Genomic DNA, 16,961 nt, shown 5'->3' on the forward strand with positions numbered 1-16,961 from the left:
CACACTATAAATATTAGATTTGCGGAGAGCTCCATGCCTGTCATCACCTGCGTTGAAGATTTTCGTCTGCTGGCCAAAAAACGCGTCCCCAAAGCCTTCTACGACTATGCCGACAGCGGCTCCTACACCGAGAGCACCTATCGCGCCAACAGCAGCGACCTCGCAGCCCTGAAATTGCGCCAGCGGGTCGCCATCAATGTCGACCAGCGCTCCACCCGCAGCACCATGATCGGTGAAGAGGTGGCGATGCCGGTGGCGATTGCGCCAACCGGGCTGACCGGCATGCAGTGGGCCAACGGCGAAATGCTGGGCGCCATCGCGGCGGAGAAATTCGGCATCCCATTTACCCTGTCGACCATGAGCATCTGCTCCGTCGAAGACGTCGCCAGCGTCACCACCAAGCCGTTCTGGTTCCAGCTGTATGTGATGCGCGACCGCGGCTTCATCAAGTCGCTGATCGAACGCGCCAAGGCTGCCAAATGCTCGGCGCTGGTGCTGACGCTGGATCTGCAGATCCTCGGGCAGCGCCACAAGGACCTGAAGAACGGCATGTCGGTGCCGCCCAAGATGACCATCGCCAACCTGCTCGACCTAGCCACCAAGCCCGGCTGGGCCTTGCGCGCACTGAGCGGCCGCAAGTCCTTCGGCAACCTGGCCGGCCACGTGGCCGGCGCCGACGGCATCATGACCTTGAGCAAATGGACCGCCAGCCAATTCGATCCGAGCCTGTGCTGGGACGACATTGCCTGGATCAAGGAGCAATGGGGCGGCAAGCTGATCCTGAAAGGCATCCTCGACGTCGAAGACGCGAAGATTGCCGCCACCACCGGCGCCGACGCCATCGTCGTCAGCAATCACGGTGGCCGCCAGCTGGATGGCGCGGTGTCGTCGATTTCAGCGCTGCCGGCGATTGTCGATGCGGTCGGCGACCAGATCGAAGTCTGGTTCGACGGCGGCATCCGCAGCGGCCAGGATGTCTTGAAAGCGGTGGCGCTGGGGGCCAAGGGCACCATGATCGGCCGCGCTTTCCTCTACAGCCTGGGCGCTATGGGCGAAGCGGGCGTGACCCGCATGCTGCAGATCCTGCAACAGGAACTGGATGTCAGCATGGCGCTGACCGGCAGCAAGGACATCAAGGATGTCGGACCGCAGATCCTGAGCTGACGCTAAGAACCTGTAAGCGACCTCGTTACCGTGAAAACCCGTTGCAGTGAACACGTACCTACCCACTCGCTTAAAAGCAAGTGTAGTGAATGGTGCCAGGCCCGCCCCCTCGTTGTGGCGACTAAACTATGTGCTGGCGGCCAGTTCCACCCGGCGCGCCCGCAACTGCTGCCGCACTAACATCCGGGCATCAACCACGCCCAGCGCTGTGTGCTCGGGCGCGACGGCGTGGTGGGATGCAGGTACATGCCTCGTTGGCTGTCATGGAGCAACGGGCCGAGCCCCTCAATTTTCTGACCATTAAAATTGAGTTCAGTCGTGTCTTGCAGGCACAGTGCCACCAGCTCCTTTTGCATGCGCAGCTGCCTCTGCCGCCAGTGCGACGCCATGTCGTTCCACCAATCGACCGAATCATTACCCAGGAAACGATACGTTGCGATGGTCTCATCCCAACCGTCGACAACAGTAAACGCGAAAAATCGAAAGTTTATAAGGGCCGTTGTGCAAATTAGCCAATTAGTTCGATTTCAAGCATGGCGAGGGGATTTGTGCAAGGGCATGATAACTAAGCAGGTCTTCGCAATTACTGCATCTTTGCTATCCATTTCAAACAGTCATTCATCCAATGTATATTGCTTGCAGGATTAATTAACCCAAATCCATGACCACCATTTTTATACAAATACAATTGCGAAGGAATTTTTTTGCGTTGCAACATTTCATAATAAACAATGCTGTTCTCTACCTTTACAGTATCATCATCCTTAGCATGTACCAGATAGGTTGGCGGAGTATTCGCTGTTACATACAATTCATTTGAAAAATAATCTTTTTGATCTTGGGTTGGATTATTGCTCAGCAAATTTTGGCGAGTATTTAAACTGACTAAATTATCTTGGAAACTAATAACAGGATATACCAACACCATAAAATCAGGGCGCAAATTGATATGCTGAGGATTTTCAATTGTATTTATATCGTAATGCGATGCTGCAGTAGCTACTAAATGCCCTCCTGCCGAAAAACCCATGGTTCCAATCTGATCTGGATTGATATTCCAGCGATACGCATTTTGCCGCACATATAATATTGCTTGTTGCAAATCCTGCAATGGAGTTATTTCTTTATGAGTCATCACATTATCGCTAGGTAGGCGAAATTTCAACGCAAAAGCGGTTATACCTGCTTCGCTTAGTTCTTTTGCTACAGCCAACCCTTCATGCGAAAAGGCGCTTACTCCGTATCCACCACCCGGGCATACAATAACAGCCTTGCCTGAAGCAATATTTTTAGCTGGAAAAATGGCAATACTACCAACAGTTATATTATTTATTACTAGTACATCATTTGCCCACGGAGCTTTTTCTTCTCGTTCTGTGGCAAGTAATCCAGGTATTAGGTTGTAATTTGGCTTTACTTGCAAGAGTATTACTTCATTTTCCTGTTTTTTCATAATATTTAGATTTTAAATTTACCTTGTGAGAGATTTACACAGAACCAGAGCGATTTTTAATTCTTGATCGCTATAGTTAATCCATCATCTGTTGGCAAGATGACACTGGTAAAGCGAGCGGAATCGCTAATTTGCTTGTTAAATTCTCTCATGGCACCGACTATTTTTTCTTTATCCCCATTTATAGCAGGATCGTAAACCTGTCCAAAAAGAAAAGTATTGTCGGCAATAATTAATCCATTTTTCCGGAGCAATCGGGATGCTTGCTCAAGGTAGTAAGGATATGCCGATTTATTTGCATCTATAAAGATAGCATCGAAACTTGAGTCAAAATTTTGTAAAATTTCTTTAGCATCTCCTTTGAGGAGATTAATTTTTTTACCTTCTGTTATGCTGTCAAAATTCTGTTTAGCTATTAAATAGTGTTCCTCAGATTTTTCTATACACACTAATTTTCCATCATCAGGTAAAGCACGTGCTATCCATGTGGCTGAATAACCGCCCAATGTTCCGATTTCCAGAACAGTTTTGGCATTAATCATTTTCAACAAAACATGAATAATTTTTCCCTCCATTGGAGCAATCTGTATAAATTGAGATTGCTCATTGACAGAAATTCTAATTGTATGCAATGTGTCATCTTCTCGTGCATATAAAGATTCCACATAAGATTCACCTGCAGTTTGGATTTTTCTAGACAAGACAGCCTCTTTTAAATAATAAAGTTTTCGGAGGCACTCAGTTAGCTTGGTGAAAACGCCGACGATAATCTGTGAGGGATAACGCCGAGTCTTTTGATGAACGTGCGAAATTGCGCTCGGACCGCCGAAGCCGCATCAATTCGCGACCCTTTTCAGGGGATTGGTAGTATCTTCCGGCATACGCCGGGCGACCTCGATTCCTACAGACTCTACCTAATTGGCAAGCGTTGCCTGAATTTCTTGCTTTCGCATATTTACCATTAAGCAACCATTCTTTTGCAAAGATAAGTGCGTCGGAGCAGACTGAACCGAGTCAGCTGACAATGACCCACTCAGGCCGTGCAAAAAACACTGCCGGATTTCATTATAAAAGAATGTCTTTTAACCGAAATAATATCAATGATTCATTTTCGGCCAATAATGCAACTATATAAGCCACCCCTGTAAAACACATCGTGCATTAAGCTACGAAGCGCAGCGTGGCATGTACCTGATACCACCTATGCGGTTACGCACAGGCGCGAGATGCTGGAGGGGGAAGGGGGCGGCGCGCATGATGCGCACCTGATGCGGCTGGGCCGAGCCTGCCCCAGCCTGGACGCCGATTTGCTCTTCGATCCGGACGAAATTCAAGCTACCTACCTGTTGCGAGACAAAGTACCGCCGGCCAAGCCAAGGCTCGACGAAGAGATGAGTTAGAGCTTGCCGGCTTTCTGCAGGCGTTGCGCCAAGCCGTCGGCGATGTCGTTGTGATCGAATTTCTTAGCCAGGTCGATCGCATTCATGCCGACATCGTTTTTCAGGGTAACGTCGGCGCCGCTGTCGAGCAGCAGTTTGACCGTCAGGATCTTGCCGGCGCGTGCCGCCATCATGATCGGTGTCGTATTGTTGGGCGAACCGGCGTCGATATACGCGGAGGCGTCCAGCAGCATCTGCACGATCTCATCGTTACCGATCGCCGCCGCGTAATGCAGCGCCGTCCAGCCGGTGTTGTTCGGCTCGGCTTCCTTCTCCAGCAAGGCCTTCACCATCGGCACGTCGCCCTTATAGGAGGCGATCATCAGCGCGGTATCGCCGTTGCGGGCGCGGATGTTGAGGTCGACACCCTTTGCATTCAATAAAACATTGAAGACCTTCTTCGATTCCTCGCGCACAGCCACCATCAAGCCGGTTTCGCCGCGCTCTTTTTGTATCAGATTGGGACTGACGCCGGCCGCCAGCAGCGCCTTCATGCTGCGCTCGTCATCCATCTTGGCGGCCTTGAAAAAATCGTCGCTGTTGTTAGCCCAGGCGGCCGACGGCAGCCATGCCAGCGCCGCCAGCAGCAACAGCAGAGCGGAAAAACCAGAACGGCTGCGCGTGTGCAATTTAAACATGAGCCTGATCCTTTGCCAGTTTGAACAAATTGAAAAAATTATCCGTGGTCCGCTGCGCCACTTCGGCCGCCGTCACCCCCTTCAGGTTGGCCAGGAATTCGCCGACATGCATGACCCAGCCAGGCTCGTTCATCTTGCCGCGATGCGGCACCGGCGCCAGGTAGGGCGAATCGGTTTCGATCAGGGTACTGCTCAGGGGCACGGCCAGCGCCACCGCCTGCAGCTCCTTGGCGCTCTTGAAGGTGACGATGCCGGAAAAGGAAATATAGAAACCCATGGCGATCGCCGCTTCGGCCACCGCCAGCGATTCGGTAAAGCAATGCATGACGCCGCCGGCACCGCCGGCATTGGTGCCCGCGCCCTCTTCCTGCATGATGCGGATGGTGTCTTCCGAGGCGGCACGGGTATGGATGATCAGCGGTTTGCCGGTCGCGCGGGAAGCGCGGATATGGCGGCGGAAGCGCTCGCGCTGCCATTCCAGGTCGCCCTGCAAGCGGTAATAGTCGAGGCCGGTTTCGCCGATGGCGATGATCTTCGGATGGTCAGACAGGCGGATCAAGTCGTCGACGCTGGGTTCCGGCGTATCTTCATAGTCGGGGTGGACACCGACCGAGGCAAAGATGTGCGGATAGGTCTCGGCCAGCGCCAGCACCTGCGGGAAATCCGGCAGATCGACCGATACGCACAGCGCGTGGGTCACCTGGTTTTGCGCCATCTTGGCGAGGATTTCCGGCATCCTGGCGGACAGCTCCGGAAAATTGATATGGCAGTGGGAATCGATATACATAGACAGGATTATATCGCTTGCGGACAAGCCTCGGCGGCATGCATGTAGGGTCGGCACGTTTTTGTGCCCACGCGCTAACGGACCAAAGCGTGCATCCCGCGTGGGCACGGGTGCCCACCCTACATTTATTCAGCCAGGCCCAAAGCCTGCTTCTGCAACTGGATCAGCTCGCCGATGCCGCCTTGCGCCAGGTCCAGCAGGCTGTTCAGGGTCGGACGGTCGAAAGCCACGCCTTCCGCCGTGCCTTGCACTTCGATGAAATGGCCGGTATCGGTCATCACCACGTTCATGTCGGTATCGCAGCCCGAATCTTCGACATAGTCCAGGTCCAGCACTGGCGTGCCTTGATAGACACCGACCGAAATCGCGGCGACAAAGTGCTTGAGCGGGATCGCGGCAATCGCCTTGCTTTCCAGCAGCTGCGTGAAAGCATCGTAGGCGGCGACCATGGCGCCGGTGATGGCCGCAGTGCGGGTGCCGCCATCGGCCTGGATCACGTCGCAGTCCAGGTGCAGGGTGCGTTCGCCGAAAGCCTGCAGGTCGAAAGCGGCACGCAAGGAACGCCCGATCAGACGCTGGATTTCCTGGGTGCGGCCGGATTGCTTGCCGCGCGCCGCTTCGCGGTCCATGCGGGTATTGGTGGAGCGTGGCAGCATGCCGTATTCCGCGGTCAGCCAGCCCTGTCCTTTGCCCTTCAGGAAGCCGGGAACCTTCTCTTCCAGGCTGGCGGTGCAGATCACTTTGGTGTCGCCGAACTCGACCAGCGCCGAACCTTCGGCGTGCTTGGTGTAGTTGCGGGTCAGGCGCACGGTGCGCAAGGCATCGGCGGCACGGCCGCTAGGACGGGTAATAGTAGGCATGTTCAACTCATTTCTTAAAATTCAAACGTTTCGTAGGGTGGGCACCCGTGCCCACGCGTGACCGCGATAACCGGAGTACACACCTGGGTGGCACCGGCGCGGCATGTACATGGCGTGACTTCACGCGTGTGCACAAAGGCGTGCCCACCCTACCCAATATCCGGCCATGGTATTAGATATTTTTCTCAATAGCGCCGCGGATCTCCGCAATCGCCTGTTCAATGTCGGCATCGCTGAAGCCATCCGGCGCATCCACCGCGCCCAGCCGCGGCGCCTGGATGGTGGTGGTCAGGCTGCCGATCGGCAGCGTGTGCGTGACGATAGAGCTGGAAGGATCGTCAATATTCGGATCGCTGCCCCAGGCCATTGCCAAAGCGGTAATATTATCGCTGGTTTTGCCGGCAATCCCTAGCGCATTGTTCACCAGCTCCGGCACCGCACGGACGATGGTGCTGGTTTGCAGGCGCTGCGCCAGCAGGTGGTCCGGCAGCATCGACCACAAGCCGTCCGAGCACAGCAGCATGACGTCGCCGGCCTGCAGGCTGACGCGGCGCGACAGTTCGACGATCGGCATGTTGGTGGCGCCGAGGCAGTTGAACAGCTTGTTGCGGTCAGGGTGGGTGGCGCGCTCCGAAGGATCGGCCTTGCCCTGGGCGATCAGGCTTTCGATGCGCGAGTGGTCGCGCGTGCGCGCCAGGATCTGGCCATTGCGCATCCAATACAGGCGCGAATCGCCGCAATGCGCCCAGAACGCGCTGTTGTGCTGGATCAGGCAGGCCACCACCGTGGTGCGTGGCGTTTCCGGCAGCTTGTGCACTTCGCGGTAGCGATGGATTTCCATGTGCGCGGCATAGAAACTGTCTTCCAGGAAGCGCTCCGGCTTCTTGATATACGGCTGGGCATTCTTCTGGAACAGCGAACCGATGGTTTGCATCGCGATGTTGGCGGCGATCTCGCCGTGCAGGTGGCCGCCCATGCCGTCGGTCAGCAATAGCAGCAAAGCGTCACGCGTGAAGCTATACCCCATCCGGTCCTGATTGACCTTGCGGCCACCGATATGGCTCTCTTGATAAACAGAAAATCGCATGACTTCTCTATATGGTGTTCTTACTAAGAATAAGGCTAAAACACGGCCGGCGCGGACGCGATGCGCCCAGCCAGCAGGTTACTGGGTGTTTTCCTGGATGGTGGTGTCCGGATTGCTCTCGGCCTTGCGGCGGAACTGGATATGCGTGAAAAAGACATTGCGGATCTTGCGCGTCACCATGTCGCGCACGCTCACTTCTTCTTCCTGCACCGGTTCCATCAATGCCCGCTGCACCGCAAACACGCTTTGCGGCCGCTGCAGCGGATCGATCATCAGGCACCAGCGCACCACCTGGATCAGTTCCGGCGAATACAGGCCTTCCAGCTTGCGGAAATGGCCTTCCATCTTGTCATTGACCTTGCGCTGGTCGACCGGCTGCGGCGGCGCGCCGACCATGCAGGCAAAAATGGAAGCGCCGATACTGTAGATATCGGTCCACGGCCCAAGGTTGCCATTACGCTCATACAATTCAGCCGGAGCAAACCCGGGCGTATACATTGGGTACAGCTTGGGCGAATCGGAACGCAAAGTCTGGCGGGCGGCGCCGAAGTCCAGCAGGATCGGCGTGCCGTCGGCGCGCAGGTAGATGTTGGCCGGCTTCAGGTCCAGGTGCAGCAGCTTGTGCGTATGTACTTCGCGCAAGCCGTTCATCACGTGGCGGAACATCTTGCGGATGAATTTTTCCGACACCAGCGGCTTCTCGCCCTTGTCGCGGCGGCGCAGGATATGTTCCTGCAGCGAGCGGCCGGACTCATAGGCCATCACCATATACACGGTTTCATTGGCGCGGAAGAAATTGATCACGCTCACCACGTTCGGATGTGCGATGCGCGCCAGCGCGCGCCCTTCCTCGAAAAAGCATTTCAAGCCGATCCTGAAGGTCGGCAGGTTTTCCGGCGAAATCGCCGGCGCGAGTTCCCCCCATTGGCGTAACGCCAATGAACTCGGCAGATATTCTTTGATGGCGACTGCGTTGCCATCCTCATCGTATGCCAGATAGACAATACTGAACCCGCCAGAAGCAATCTTCTTTACAATGCGGTATCCAGCAATTTTTAGCCCGTCAGGCAATGGAGCATTGTTTTGTGCGGCCATGCGATCCTACCCTAGTAAATGGTGTAAGGATTGTCTTGATAAATCGCTGATTTGTAAAGAAAAACCCTTGCAAACCAGAAACAAAGGACAGCATTTTGACTATCTGTAGCATGACAGGTTACGCCGTCGCCAATCGCGAGACGGCAGCAGGCACGATTACCATCGAGATCAAGAGCGTCAATTCGCGTTTTCTCGACCTGCAATTCCGCATCAACGACGATTTGCGCTCGCTCGAACCGGCGCTGCGCGAGGCCATTATCGGCCGCGTTGCCCGCGGCAAGGTCGAGTGCCGGCTGAGTTTCGGCCGTAAAGCCGCATCGGGCGCGTCGCAAGCCTTGAACACTGAACTGCTGGCTTCCCTGGCCGACCTGCAAAGCGCGGTACGCCAGCAATTCATCGAAGCCGCGCCGCTCACGGTCAATGAGCTGCTGCGCTGGCCCGGCGTGATCGAAGAAGCGGTGATCAGCCAGGATACGCTGCAAGCTGACGTCCAGGCTACCATGAGCGCCACCCTGGAAGCGTTTGTCGAATCGCGCGCACGTGAAGGCGCGGCCCTGCAAGCCACGCTGATCACCCGTATCGACGCCATGGACGCCATCGTGCAGCGGATTACGCCGCTGGTGCCGCAGGTGGTGGCGCAATTCCAGCAAAAAGCCACGGAGCGGATGCAGGAAGCGCTCGGCTTGGCGCAGCAGGATGCCGGCAACAACGGCCTGTCACGCGAAGAAGCCCTGGACCGGATCCGCCAGGAAGTCACGTTGTACGGCATCCGCATCGATATCGCTGAAGAGCTGTCGCGCCTCGCCGCCCACCTCAATGAAACCCGCCACATCCTGAAAAAAGGCGGCCAAGTCGGCAAGCGCCTGGATTTCATGATGCAAGAACTCAATCGCGAAGCGAATACGGTGGGCTCAAAAGCGGCGATCAAGGAATTGGCTGACGCTTCCATGGAGTTGAAGCTGCTGATCGACCAGATGCGCGAACAGGTGCAAAACCTGGAATAAAGCAGTCCCACTTTCCACTTCCCGCCTTACCGCTGCAGAAACAGGGTTTCTGCAGCCTTCCACCCCTCCCGGAAAAAGCAGCCACCATTCTCAGCTTAATCCTACAGGCAAAGTTAATTGTCAATATTGCAATATCAAATGCCCTTGCGTAGCATCGGTGGCTCAAACTCATGATAAATACATAATTCCGCCGCGGCGCTTGCAACAGCCAGGGTGGGGGGAGCCAGCATTGAATATCCTTGCCTTAGTGCGCCATCTGGCGCCACTGACAGCCGCCGCAACGATCTGCGCCCATGCGGCGAATACCGACGTAGCCAAGCCAGCCGCCCACCCTGGTCCATTCAGCAGAAGCGAAGAACACGGCGAACATGGCATCATCGACGGCGACGCTATCGACCAGGGCCATGCCGCAGCGGCGCAGCCTGCAGCCAGTTCGCAACAGGCCGACAGCAAGGGCCTGATCGCCGACAGCCATCTCAACTGGCTGCTGCGCAGTTACACCGATCACCTGGAAACCCAGGGCGCCAGCACCCGCGACGCCTCGGTGCTGGGCAGCCAGCTCAACTTTGAATCCGGCTTTACTACTGGCGCCATCGGCCTCGGTGCGGATGCCGGCCTGTTCAGCGCATTGAAGCTGAATGGCGGCAACGGCGCCGGCAACATGGTGCACGTGGATCCTGCCGGTGGTGGCAGCAATCAGCAGGCATGGACCTACTTCGGGCTGTACGACCTGAAGACCCGGGTCTCGAACACGATAGTGAAATATGGCGCGCAAATCGTCCATAACCCTTTCCTGGAACCGCATGACAACCGCGCCCTGCCGCCAACCTTCCTCGGCACCTCCCTGATCAGCACTGAAATTGCCGGCCTCAGCCTGGCTGCCGGCAGCTTTACCAGGAGCCAGCCGCGCGGACAAACCCGTTTGCAGCCCTTGCGCACGGCCTATGGCGGCATCCAGCTGGATCGTTTCAGCTATCTCGGCGGCGACTATGCCTACAGCCCGGACACCAAGGTCTCGCTGTACGCCAGCCGCGCCGAAAACGTCTGGGACCAGTACTACTCCGCCCTCTCGCACAGCATCGGCGACGCCAATACACTGTGCTGGACCGGCCAGCTGAATTACTATGCCACGCGCAACCAGGGCAGCAGCCGGCAAGGAAGCATCAACACCAATGCCTACAGCGTGGCCCTGAGCGCCCAGCACAAGGCGCATACGGTGCTGCTGGCGTATCAGAAAATCCAAGGCAAGCAGTTCTTCGATTATGTCGGCGAAGGCGCCGGCGATTTTCTCAGCAATTCGATGAACGTCGATTACAACGCTCCCGGCGAACAATCGCTGCAGCTGCGGCACACGGTAGATCTGGGCAGCTACGGCGTGCCCGGTTTGAAAATCATGACCTGGGGTGTGCAGGGCTGGGGCGCAGATGCCTCGGCCAGCGCGGCCGCCAACGCCGATCCGGCCAGCAGCTTGTATGGCTTGTACTGGAAGAACGGCGCGCCGGTGCACGGCAAGCATTGGGAGATCGGCATGATCCCGACCTATGTGGTACAAACCGGCAAGCTGAAAGGCAGCAGCGTTAACCTGACCTTGATGCATCATCGGGCCAACGCGCAATACTCGGACGCCGGCAATACCATCTACCGGCTGGTCCTGAACATGCCCATGAATATTTTTTAAGCGCCGGATAAAAATGCGGACACAAAAAAACCGCGGCAGAGTACAGACTGCCGCGGCTTTTTTTCAACCGTATTGCCTGGACCGGTGATCCTGGGCGAACGGCTTATTTTTCGACGATGAAATTCTTCAGTTCCTTGGTGCGCTGTTCGGTGTGGGCGCGCATGCAGCCCAGGAATTCGATATCACGAATAGTGCCGCTCTCATTATAGGTATACACGGCATCGCAATCCTTCTTGCGGAAACCGACCCAGGCGCGCTGCGCTTCAATCAGCTTCTTCTTGACTTCGCCGTAGCGCACGCCATCCTGGTCCGGCTTGGTGATCTGCTTGACCAGTTGCTGATAGGTCTCGTTCAGGACTTTCTCATCTTTGTCGAAAGCAGTCTTGGCGCAGGTATTCATTTCGATCGTATTGCTCTGCGACAGACATGGATCAACCTGAGCAAACGCTGCAGCAGGCACTACCAGGCACAGGGCCATCAGCAACTTACGCATACACTCTCCTTGGAAAAGCTTCGCCATCGGCCAGCCTGGCCGGCAGGCGAAGCGGTACTTCGATCAACCCAGTTCTTCCAGCCGAATCTTGGTGACGCTGCCGACCACGGTGCTCAGCGCCTCGATCTTGACGATCGCCGCTTCCACATTCTTTTCCTGGGTCTGGTGCGTCAGCATGATGATATCAGTACGGGTCTCGTCTGCGGCTGGCTCTTTTTGCAGCATGGCGTCGATCGAAATAGAAGAGTCGGCCAGGATCCGCGTGACGTCGGCCAGCACGCCCGGCTGGTCGGCGACGTGCATGCGCAGATAGTAGCTGGTGGTGATTTCCGCCATCGGCAGGATCGGCGTGTCGGCCATGGCGTTCGGCTGGAACGCCAGGTGCGGCACACGGTGCTCTGGATCGGCGGTGGCCAGGCGCGTAATGTCGACCAGGTCGGCGATCACGGCCGAAGCTGTCGGCTCGGCGCCGGCGCCCTTGCCGTAGTACAGCGTGTCGCCGACGGCGTCGCCGCGCACCAGCACTGCATTCATGGCGCCTTCGACATTGGCGATCAGGCGCTTGCTCGGAATCAGGGTCGGATGCACGCGCAGCTCGATACCGCCTGGCGTGCGCTTGGTGATGCCGAGCAGCTTGATGCGGTAGCCCAGCTGTTCGGCGTAGCGGATGTCGGTAGCCTGCAGTTTGGTGATGCCTTCCACATGCGCCTTGTTGAACTGCACCGGGATGCCGAATGCAATCGAGGCCATGATGGTCAGCTTGTGGGCGGCATCGACGCCTTCGATATCGAAGGTCGGGTCAGCTTCAGCATAGCCCAGGCGTTGTGCTTCTTTCAGCACGACGTCGAAGTCGAGACCCTTGTCGCGCATCTCGGACAGGATGAAATTGGTGGTGCCGTTGATGATGCCGGCGATCCACTGGATGCTGTTGGCGGTCAGGCCCTCGCGCAGCGCCTTGATGATCGGGATGCCGCCGGCCACCGCCGCTTCAAACGCGACGATCACGCGCTTCTCTTGCGCCGCCTTGAAAATCTCGTTGCCATGGGTGGCGATCAGCGCCTTGTTGGCGGTCACCACATGCTTGCCGTTAGCAATCGCCTGCAATACCAGATCCTTGGCGATGCCGTAGCCGCCGATCAGTTCGATGACGATATCGATGTCGGGATTATTGACCACCAGCTTGGCGTCATTGACCACGGTGACTTCGCCGTTGGTCAACAGTTTGGCGCGCTCGGTATCGAGATCGGCCACCATGGTAATCTCGATAGCTCTCCCTGCGCGCGCTGCAATCTCTTGCTGATTGCGCTTCAATACGTTGAACGTGCCGGAACCGACCGTACCTATGCCAAGCAAACCTACCTTGATGGATTTCATGATCTCTGCTGTCTGTGAAAAAATCTGCTGATACCGGAGCGGCAACCGTGCCCGCCCGGCGTGTTAAAAAACCTTATTTCAAGCCTTGCCGTTGCGCCGGCGATAGCCTTCCAGGAAACTCGCGATGCGGCCCATCGAATCGGCCAGGTCATCAGTGTTCGGCAAGAACACTACGCGAAAATGATCCGGCGTCGGGCAGTTGAAACCGGTGCCCTGCACGATCAGTACGCGCTGTTCCGCCAGCAATTCGTAGGCGAAGTCCTGGTCGTCGGCGATCGGATACATCTTCGGATCGAGGCGCGGGAACATGTACAGCGCAGCTTTTGGCTTGACGCAGGTGACGCCCGGAATATCGGTCAGCAACTGATACGCCAGATCGCGCTGGCGCGTCAGGCGGCCATGCGGCCCGACCAGATCGTTGATGCTTTGATAGCCGCCCAGCGCGGTCTGGATCGCGTACTGCCCCGGCGCGTTGGCGCACAGGCGCATCGAGGCCAGCATGTTCAGGCCTTCAATATAACCCTTGGCATGCTTTTTCTCGCCCGACACCACCATCCAGCCGGCGCGGTAGCCGCAGGAACGATAGTTTTTCGACAAGCCGTTGAAAGTGATGAACAGCACGTCGTCCGCCAGCGCAGCCAGCGAGGTATGGGTTTCACCATCGTACAAGACCTTGTCGTAGATCTCATCGGCGAAAATGATCAGCTGGTGCTGGCGCGCCAGGTCGACGATCTGCTGCAGCAGTTCCACCGGATAGAGGGCGCCGGTTGGATTGTTCGGGTTGATGACGACGATCGCCCGCGTGTTGCTGTTGATCTTCTTCTTGATGTCTTCGATATCCGGAAACCAGCCGGCCTGCTCGTCGCACACGTAGTGGCGCGGCGTGCCGCCCGACAGGCTGACGGCGGCGGTCCAGAGCGGATAGTCGGGCGCCGGCACCAGCACCTCGTCGCCAGTGTTGAGCAGCGCGTTCATGCTCATCACGATCAATTCGGAAGCGCCGTTGCCCAGGTAGATGTCGTCGATGGTGACGCCCTGGATCTGCTTTTGCTGGCAGTAATGCATGACCGACTTGCGCGGCGCAAACATGCCCTTGGAATCGGTATAGCCGGAGGCGTTGCCCATGTTGCGGATCATGTCCTGCACGATTTCATCGGGCGGCTCGAAACCGAACACCGCCAGGTTGCCGATGTTCAGCTTGATGATCTTATGGCCTTCTTCTTCCATCTGCCGGGCTTTTTCCAGCACGGGGCCACGGATGTCGTAACAGACATCATCCAGTTTTTTCGATTTTTGAATCGGTCGCACAGCACAATTCCTTGTATTTTACGCAACATTATCCAGCTTTAAAAAGCTGTCTGGAAAATTGGGGTATCGTCACACGGGAGTAGGTGCGCCGCAACAAATGCTTGCGGCTACCCCTTGTAAGGGTGCCCCAGGGTTATGCACCCTAGCATTTCACGACTTTTCAGACAGCTTTTCGGCGGTGCACAAAACATCGCCAGAACCATCCATTCTGCCGAAAGCGTGGGGTTTTATCAATCAATACCGCAAGCTTATGGGCGGAAAACGCTACAATGCAGCACTTTATTTTCCATTTTCCGGGAATTTACACGCCGTCCGCGGTCTATCCTTAGGTTTTTCCAAATTGTCATCCCGCCGGCCATGACATGTTAACTACTTGCCGGACAGAGTGTCGTGCTCAGTCCCCAACTATTTAAAGATAAAGCAATGAAGCTACATACCACCTCGACCCAGCAATATCAGACGGTCACGGCCTACGATGACAAGGGCGTGGAAATCAACGCGATCCGCTACGAACACAGCTTGCTGGTGCTGCCGGAATCGGCGCCGGCGGTGTGGCCGGTCGCCAGTTTCGACGCCCTCACCGCGGAACACTTTGCCCATATAGACAGCACTCGGCCCGATGTCGTGATCCTCGGCACCGGCCTGCGGCAGCGTTTCGTGCACCCGAAACTGACCACCGTGCTGACCGCGCGCCGCATCGGCGTCGAATGCATGGATAACCAGGCAGCTTGCCGCACCTACAATATTTTGATGGCTGAAGGACGCAAAGTCGTGCTCGCCCTGATTTTCGATACCAACGAGGAAACCGCCCAAGATGCGTGAACTGCATAAATCAAAAACTTTCGTCTGGCTGCTGTTCCTGCTGTTCTGCATCGTCTGGTGCTACATGCTGGGCGCACGCACCCTGGTGCCTACCGACGAAGGCCGCTACGCCGAGATGGCGCGCGAAATGGTCGCCACCGGCGACTGGATCACCCTGCGCCTGAACGGCATCAAGTATTTCGAAAAGCCGCCGCTGCAAACCTGGATGAATGCGCTGACCTTTGAGCTGTTCGGCCTGGGCGAATGGCAGGCGCGTCTGTGGACCGGCCTGTGCGGTTTGCTGGGCGTGGTGCTGGTGGCCTTTACCGGCAGCCGCGTATTCTCGCCGCGCATCGGTTTCTTTGCGGCGCTGGTGCTCGGCTCCAGCTTCCTGTGGGCAGGCCTGGGCCACATCAACACGCTAGACATGGGCTTGTCCGGCATGATGACGATTGCGCTGTGCGCGCTGCTGCTGGCGCAACGCAGCGACATCAGCAACAGTGAACAACGCAACTGGATGCTGCTGTGCTGGGCCGGCATGGCCCTGTCGGTGCTGTCGAAAGGCTTGATCGGCTTGCTGATCCCAGGCGCGGTGCTGGTGCTGTACACCCTGTTTTCGCGCGACTGGTCGATCTGGAAACGCCTGCACCTGGTGCTTGGCTTGATCCTCTTCTTCGTGATCACGGTACCTTGGTTCGTGCTGATTTCCCTGAAGAATCCTGAGTTCCCACAATTCTTCTTCATCCACGAACAGTTTCAGCGCTTCACCAGCAAGATCCACAACCGTTATGGTCCGCCCTACTATTTCGTGCCCATCCTGATCCTCGGCATCGTGCCTTGGCTGGGCGTGATGTTCCAGAGCTTGTGGAATGCCGCGCGCGAGAGCCATACCGTGTCCGGCTTCCAGCCGAAGAAAATGCTGCTGATCTGGAGCATATTCATTTTCGTTTTCTTCAGCATCTCCGATTCCAAGCTGCCGTCCTACATCCTGCCGATCTTCCCGGCGCTGGCGCTGCTGATCGCTTGCCATCTGGACAAGGCGTCGAGCAAGGCGGTGACCGCTTCCGCCCTGTTGCTGCTGTTGCCGGCAGTGGCCGGCCTAGCCTTGTCCTGGAAAATTCCGTCGCTGGCCAAGGACGCCTACTCGCTGCCGTTGTTGCAAGCGCACGTGCCTTGGGTATTCGCCGCGTCCGTGGTCGCCTTCATCGGCGCCGTCGCCGGGTTGCTGCTGGCCCGCCGCCAAAAAGAATGGGCCATCGTCGCCCTGGCCGCCGCCGGTTTCATCGGCGGCCAGCTGCTGATGTACGGTCACGACCCGCAAGGCCGCTACTCGGCCGGCATCGACCTGGTGCCGGCGATCAATGCCGAAATGACGCCAGAGACCACTTTGTACGTGGTCGACAAGTACGAGCAGTCGCTGCCGTTCTACCTGCGCCGCACCATGACCATGGTCAAGCACATGGATGAACTGGAATTCGGCCTCGGACAAGAACCGCAACTGTGGATCCCGACGATTGAAGCCTTTGTCGTCAAATGGAATGCCGATGCCGCTGCCGGCAAGAAGGACATCGCCATCATCCGTCCGGAGAAATACAAGGAGATGGCAGAGCAAGGCGTGCCGATGCGCGTCATCGGCCAGGATCCGCGCCGCGTGGTGGTGACTAACCAGGGCATTCCTGCCGCAGTTGCACCTGCGCCGGCCGCACCGGCGGCAAACGCAGAAGCGCCGGCGGAATCCTCTGCCGCAGCAGCTGCCAGTACACCCAGCGCACCACAATAA

At 56.9% G+C, this 16,961-nt stretch carries 16 protein-coding genes; 6 read left to right on the forward strand and 10 right to left on the reverse strand.

From position 1 onward, the window contains the following. Window positions 1–33 precede the first annotated feature (33 nt). On the forward strand, window positions 34–1,164 hold the full coding sequence (locus CPter91_RS14700) for an alpha-hydroxy acid oxidase (RefSeq protein ID WP_061941530.1): 1,131 nt from the start codon (window positions 34–36) through the stop codon (window positions 1,162–1,164). A gap of 583 nt (window positions 1,165–1,747) precedes the next feature. Here CPter91_RS14700 and CPter91_RS25785 read toward each other — a convergent pair. Both CPter91_RS25785 and CPter91_RS14710 read right to left on the reverse strand, forming a co-directional pair. Continuing rightward, complete coding sequence (locus tag CPter91_RS25785) at window positions 1,748–2,617, reverse strand: alpha/beta hydrolase (RefSeq protein ID WP_082792860.1); 870 nt, start codon at window positions 2,615–2,617, stop codon at window positions 1,748–1,750. A 56-nt stretch (window positions 2,618–2,673) separates the two neighbouring features. After that, window positions 2,674–3,318 (reverse strand): O-methyltransferase, encoded by a 645-nt coding sequence (locus CPter91_RS14710; protein WP_167595176.1) that lies wholly within the window; start codon window positions 3,316–3,318, stop codon window positions 2,674–2,676. A 525-nt stretch (window positions 3,319–3,843) separates the two neighbouring features. On the opposite strand from CPter91_RS14710, the gene CPter91_RS26975 reads away from it, so the two are divergent. Next, entirely contained in the window at window positions 3,844–4,017 is a 174-nt protein-coding gene (locus CPter91_RS26975) for an IS4 family transposase (RefSeq protein WP_167595177.1), read from the forward strand. Here the strand turns inward: CPter91_RS26975 and CPter91_RS14715 are convergent. From CPter91_RS14715 to CPter91_RS14735, 5 genes are all read right to left on the reverse strand, one after another. Beyond that, a complete protein-coding gene (locus tag CPter91_RS14715) occupies window positions 4,014–4,694 on the reverse strand; it encodes an ankyrin repeat domain-containing protein (RefSeq protein WP_061941536.1) in 681 nt (226 codons plus the stop codon). The two genes, CPter91_RS26975 and CPter91_RS14715, sit on opposite strands and share 4 nt — an antisense overlap. Then, window positions 4,687–5,481: a TatD family hydrolase gene (locus CPter91_RS14720; RefSeq protein WP_061941538.1), complete on the reverse strand. Its 795-nt coding sequence runs from the start codon at window positions 5,479–5,481 to the stop codon at window positions 4,687–4,689. Before CPter91_RS14720 ends, CPter91_RS14715 begins: the two co-directional genes overlap by 8 nt. A gap of 125 nt (window positions 5,482–5,606) precedes the next feature. Then, window positions 5,607–6,341 (reverse strand): ribonuclease PH, encoded by a 735-nt coding sequence (gene rph / locus CPter91_RS14725; protein WP_061941540.1) that lies wholly within the window; start codon window positions 6,339–6,341, stop codon window positions 5,607–5,609. Between the two features lie 172 nt (window positions 6,342–6,513). After that, window positions 6,514–7,428, reverse strand: coding sequence for a PP2C family protein-serine/threonine phosphatase (locus CPter91_RS14730; RefSeq protein ID WP_061941542.1), 915 nt, complete (start codon window positions 7,426–7,428; stop codon window positions 6,514–6,516). Window positions 7,429–7,506: 78 nt separating this feature from the next. After that, window positions 7,507–8,523 (reverse strand): serine/threonine protein kinase, encoded by a 1,017-nt coding sequence (locus tag CPter91_RS14735; RefSeq protein ID WP_014006434.1) that lies wholly within the window; start codon window positions 8,521–8,523, stop codon window positions 7,507–7,509. A gap of 95 nt (window positions 8,524–8,618) precedes the next feature. Here CPter91_RS14735 and CPter91_RS14740 point away from each other — a divergent pair, with 95 nt between their 5' ends. Together CPter91_RS14740 and CPter91_RS14745 are read left to right on the forward strand one after the other, a co-directional pair. Next, window positions 8,619–9,527 carry a YicC/YloC family endoribonuclease gene (locus CPter91_RS14740; RefSeq protein WP_236905824.1) on the forward strand — a complete coding sequence of 303 codons (909 nt, stop codon included), beginning with the start codon at window positions 8,619–8,621 and terminating at the stop codon, window positions 9,525–9,527. Window positions 9,528–9,756: 229 nt separating this feature from the next. Continuing rightward, a complete protein-coding gene (locus CPter91_RS14745) occupies window positions 9,757–11,205 on the forward strand; it encodes an OprD family outer membrane porin (protein WP_082792862.1) in 1,449 nt (482 codons plus the stop codon). Window positions 11,206–11,308: 103 nt separating this feature from the next. Here CPter91_RS14745 and CPter91_RS14750 read toward each other — a convergent pair whose 3' ends face one another. The 3 genes from CPter91_RS14750 to CPter91_RS14760 form a co-directional block, all read right to left on the reverse strand. Continuing rightward, window positions 11,309–11,698 carry a lysozyme inhibitor LprI family protein gene (locus CPter91_RS14750; RefSeq protein WP_061941545.1) on the reverse strand — a complete coding sequence of 130 codons (390 nt, stop codon included), beginning with the start codon at window positions 11,696–11,698 and terminating at the stop codon, window positions 11,309–11,311. 63 nt (window positions 11,699–11,761) lie between these two features. Beyond that, the gene (locus tag CPter91_RS14755) at window positions 11,762–13,072 is read right to left on the reverse strand and encodes a homoserine dehydrogenase (RefSeq protein ID WP_061941547.1); all 1,311 of its coding nucleotides are present in this window, start codon (window positions 13,070–13,072) and stop codon (window positions 11,762–11,764) included. 78 nt (window positions 13,073–13,150) lie between these two features. Further along, window positions 13,151–14,380 carry a pyridoxal phosphate-dependent aminotransferase gene (locus CPter91_RS14760; RefSeq protein WP_061941549.1) on the reverse strand — a complete coding sequence of 410 codons (1,230 nt, stop codon included), beginning with the start codon at window positions 14,378–14,380 and terminating at the stop codon, window positions 13,151–13,153. A 423-nt stretch (window positions 14,381–14,803) separates the two neighbouring features. Here CPter91_RS14760 and CPter91_RS14765 point away from each other — a divergent pair, with 423 nt between their 5' ends. After that, on the forward strand, window positions 14,804–15,202 hold the full coding sequence (locus CPter91_RS14765; RefSeq protein ID WP_061941551.1) for an Mth938-like domain-containing protein: 399 nt from the start codon (window positions 14,804–14,806) through the stop codon (window positions 15,200–15,202). Next, window positions 15,195–16,961, forward strand: coding sequence for a glycosyltransferase family 39 protein (locus CPter91_RS14770; protein ID WP_061941553.1), 1,767 nt, complete (start codon window positions 15,195–15,197; stop codon window positions 16,959–16,961). Before CPter91_RS14765 ends, CPter91_RS14770 begins: the two co-directional genes overlap by 8 nt.

It is taken from the genome of Collimonas pratensis (assembly GCF_001584185.1).
Lineage (GTDB): Bacteria > Pseudomonadota > Gammaproteobacteria > Burkholderiales > Burkholderiaceae_D > Collimonas > Collimonas pratensis.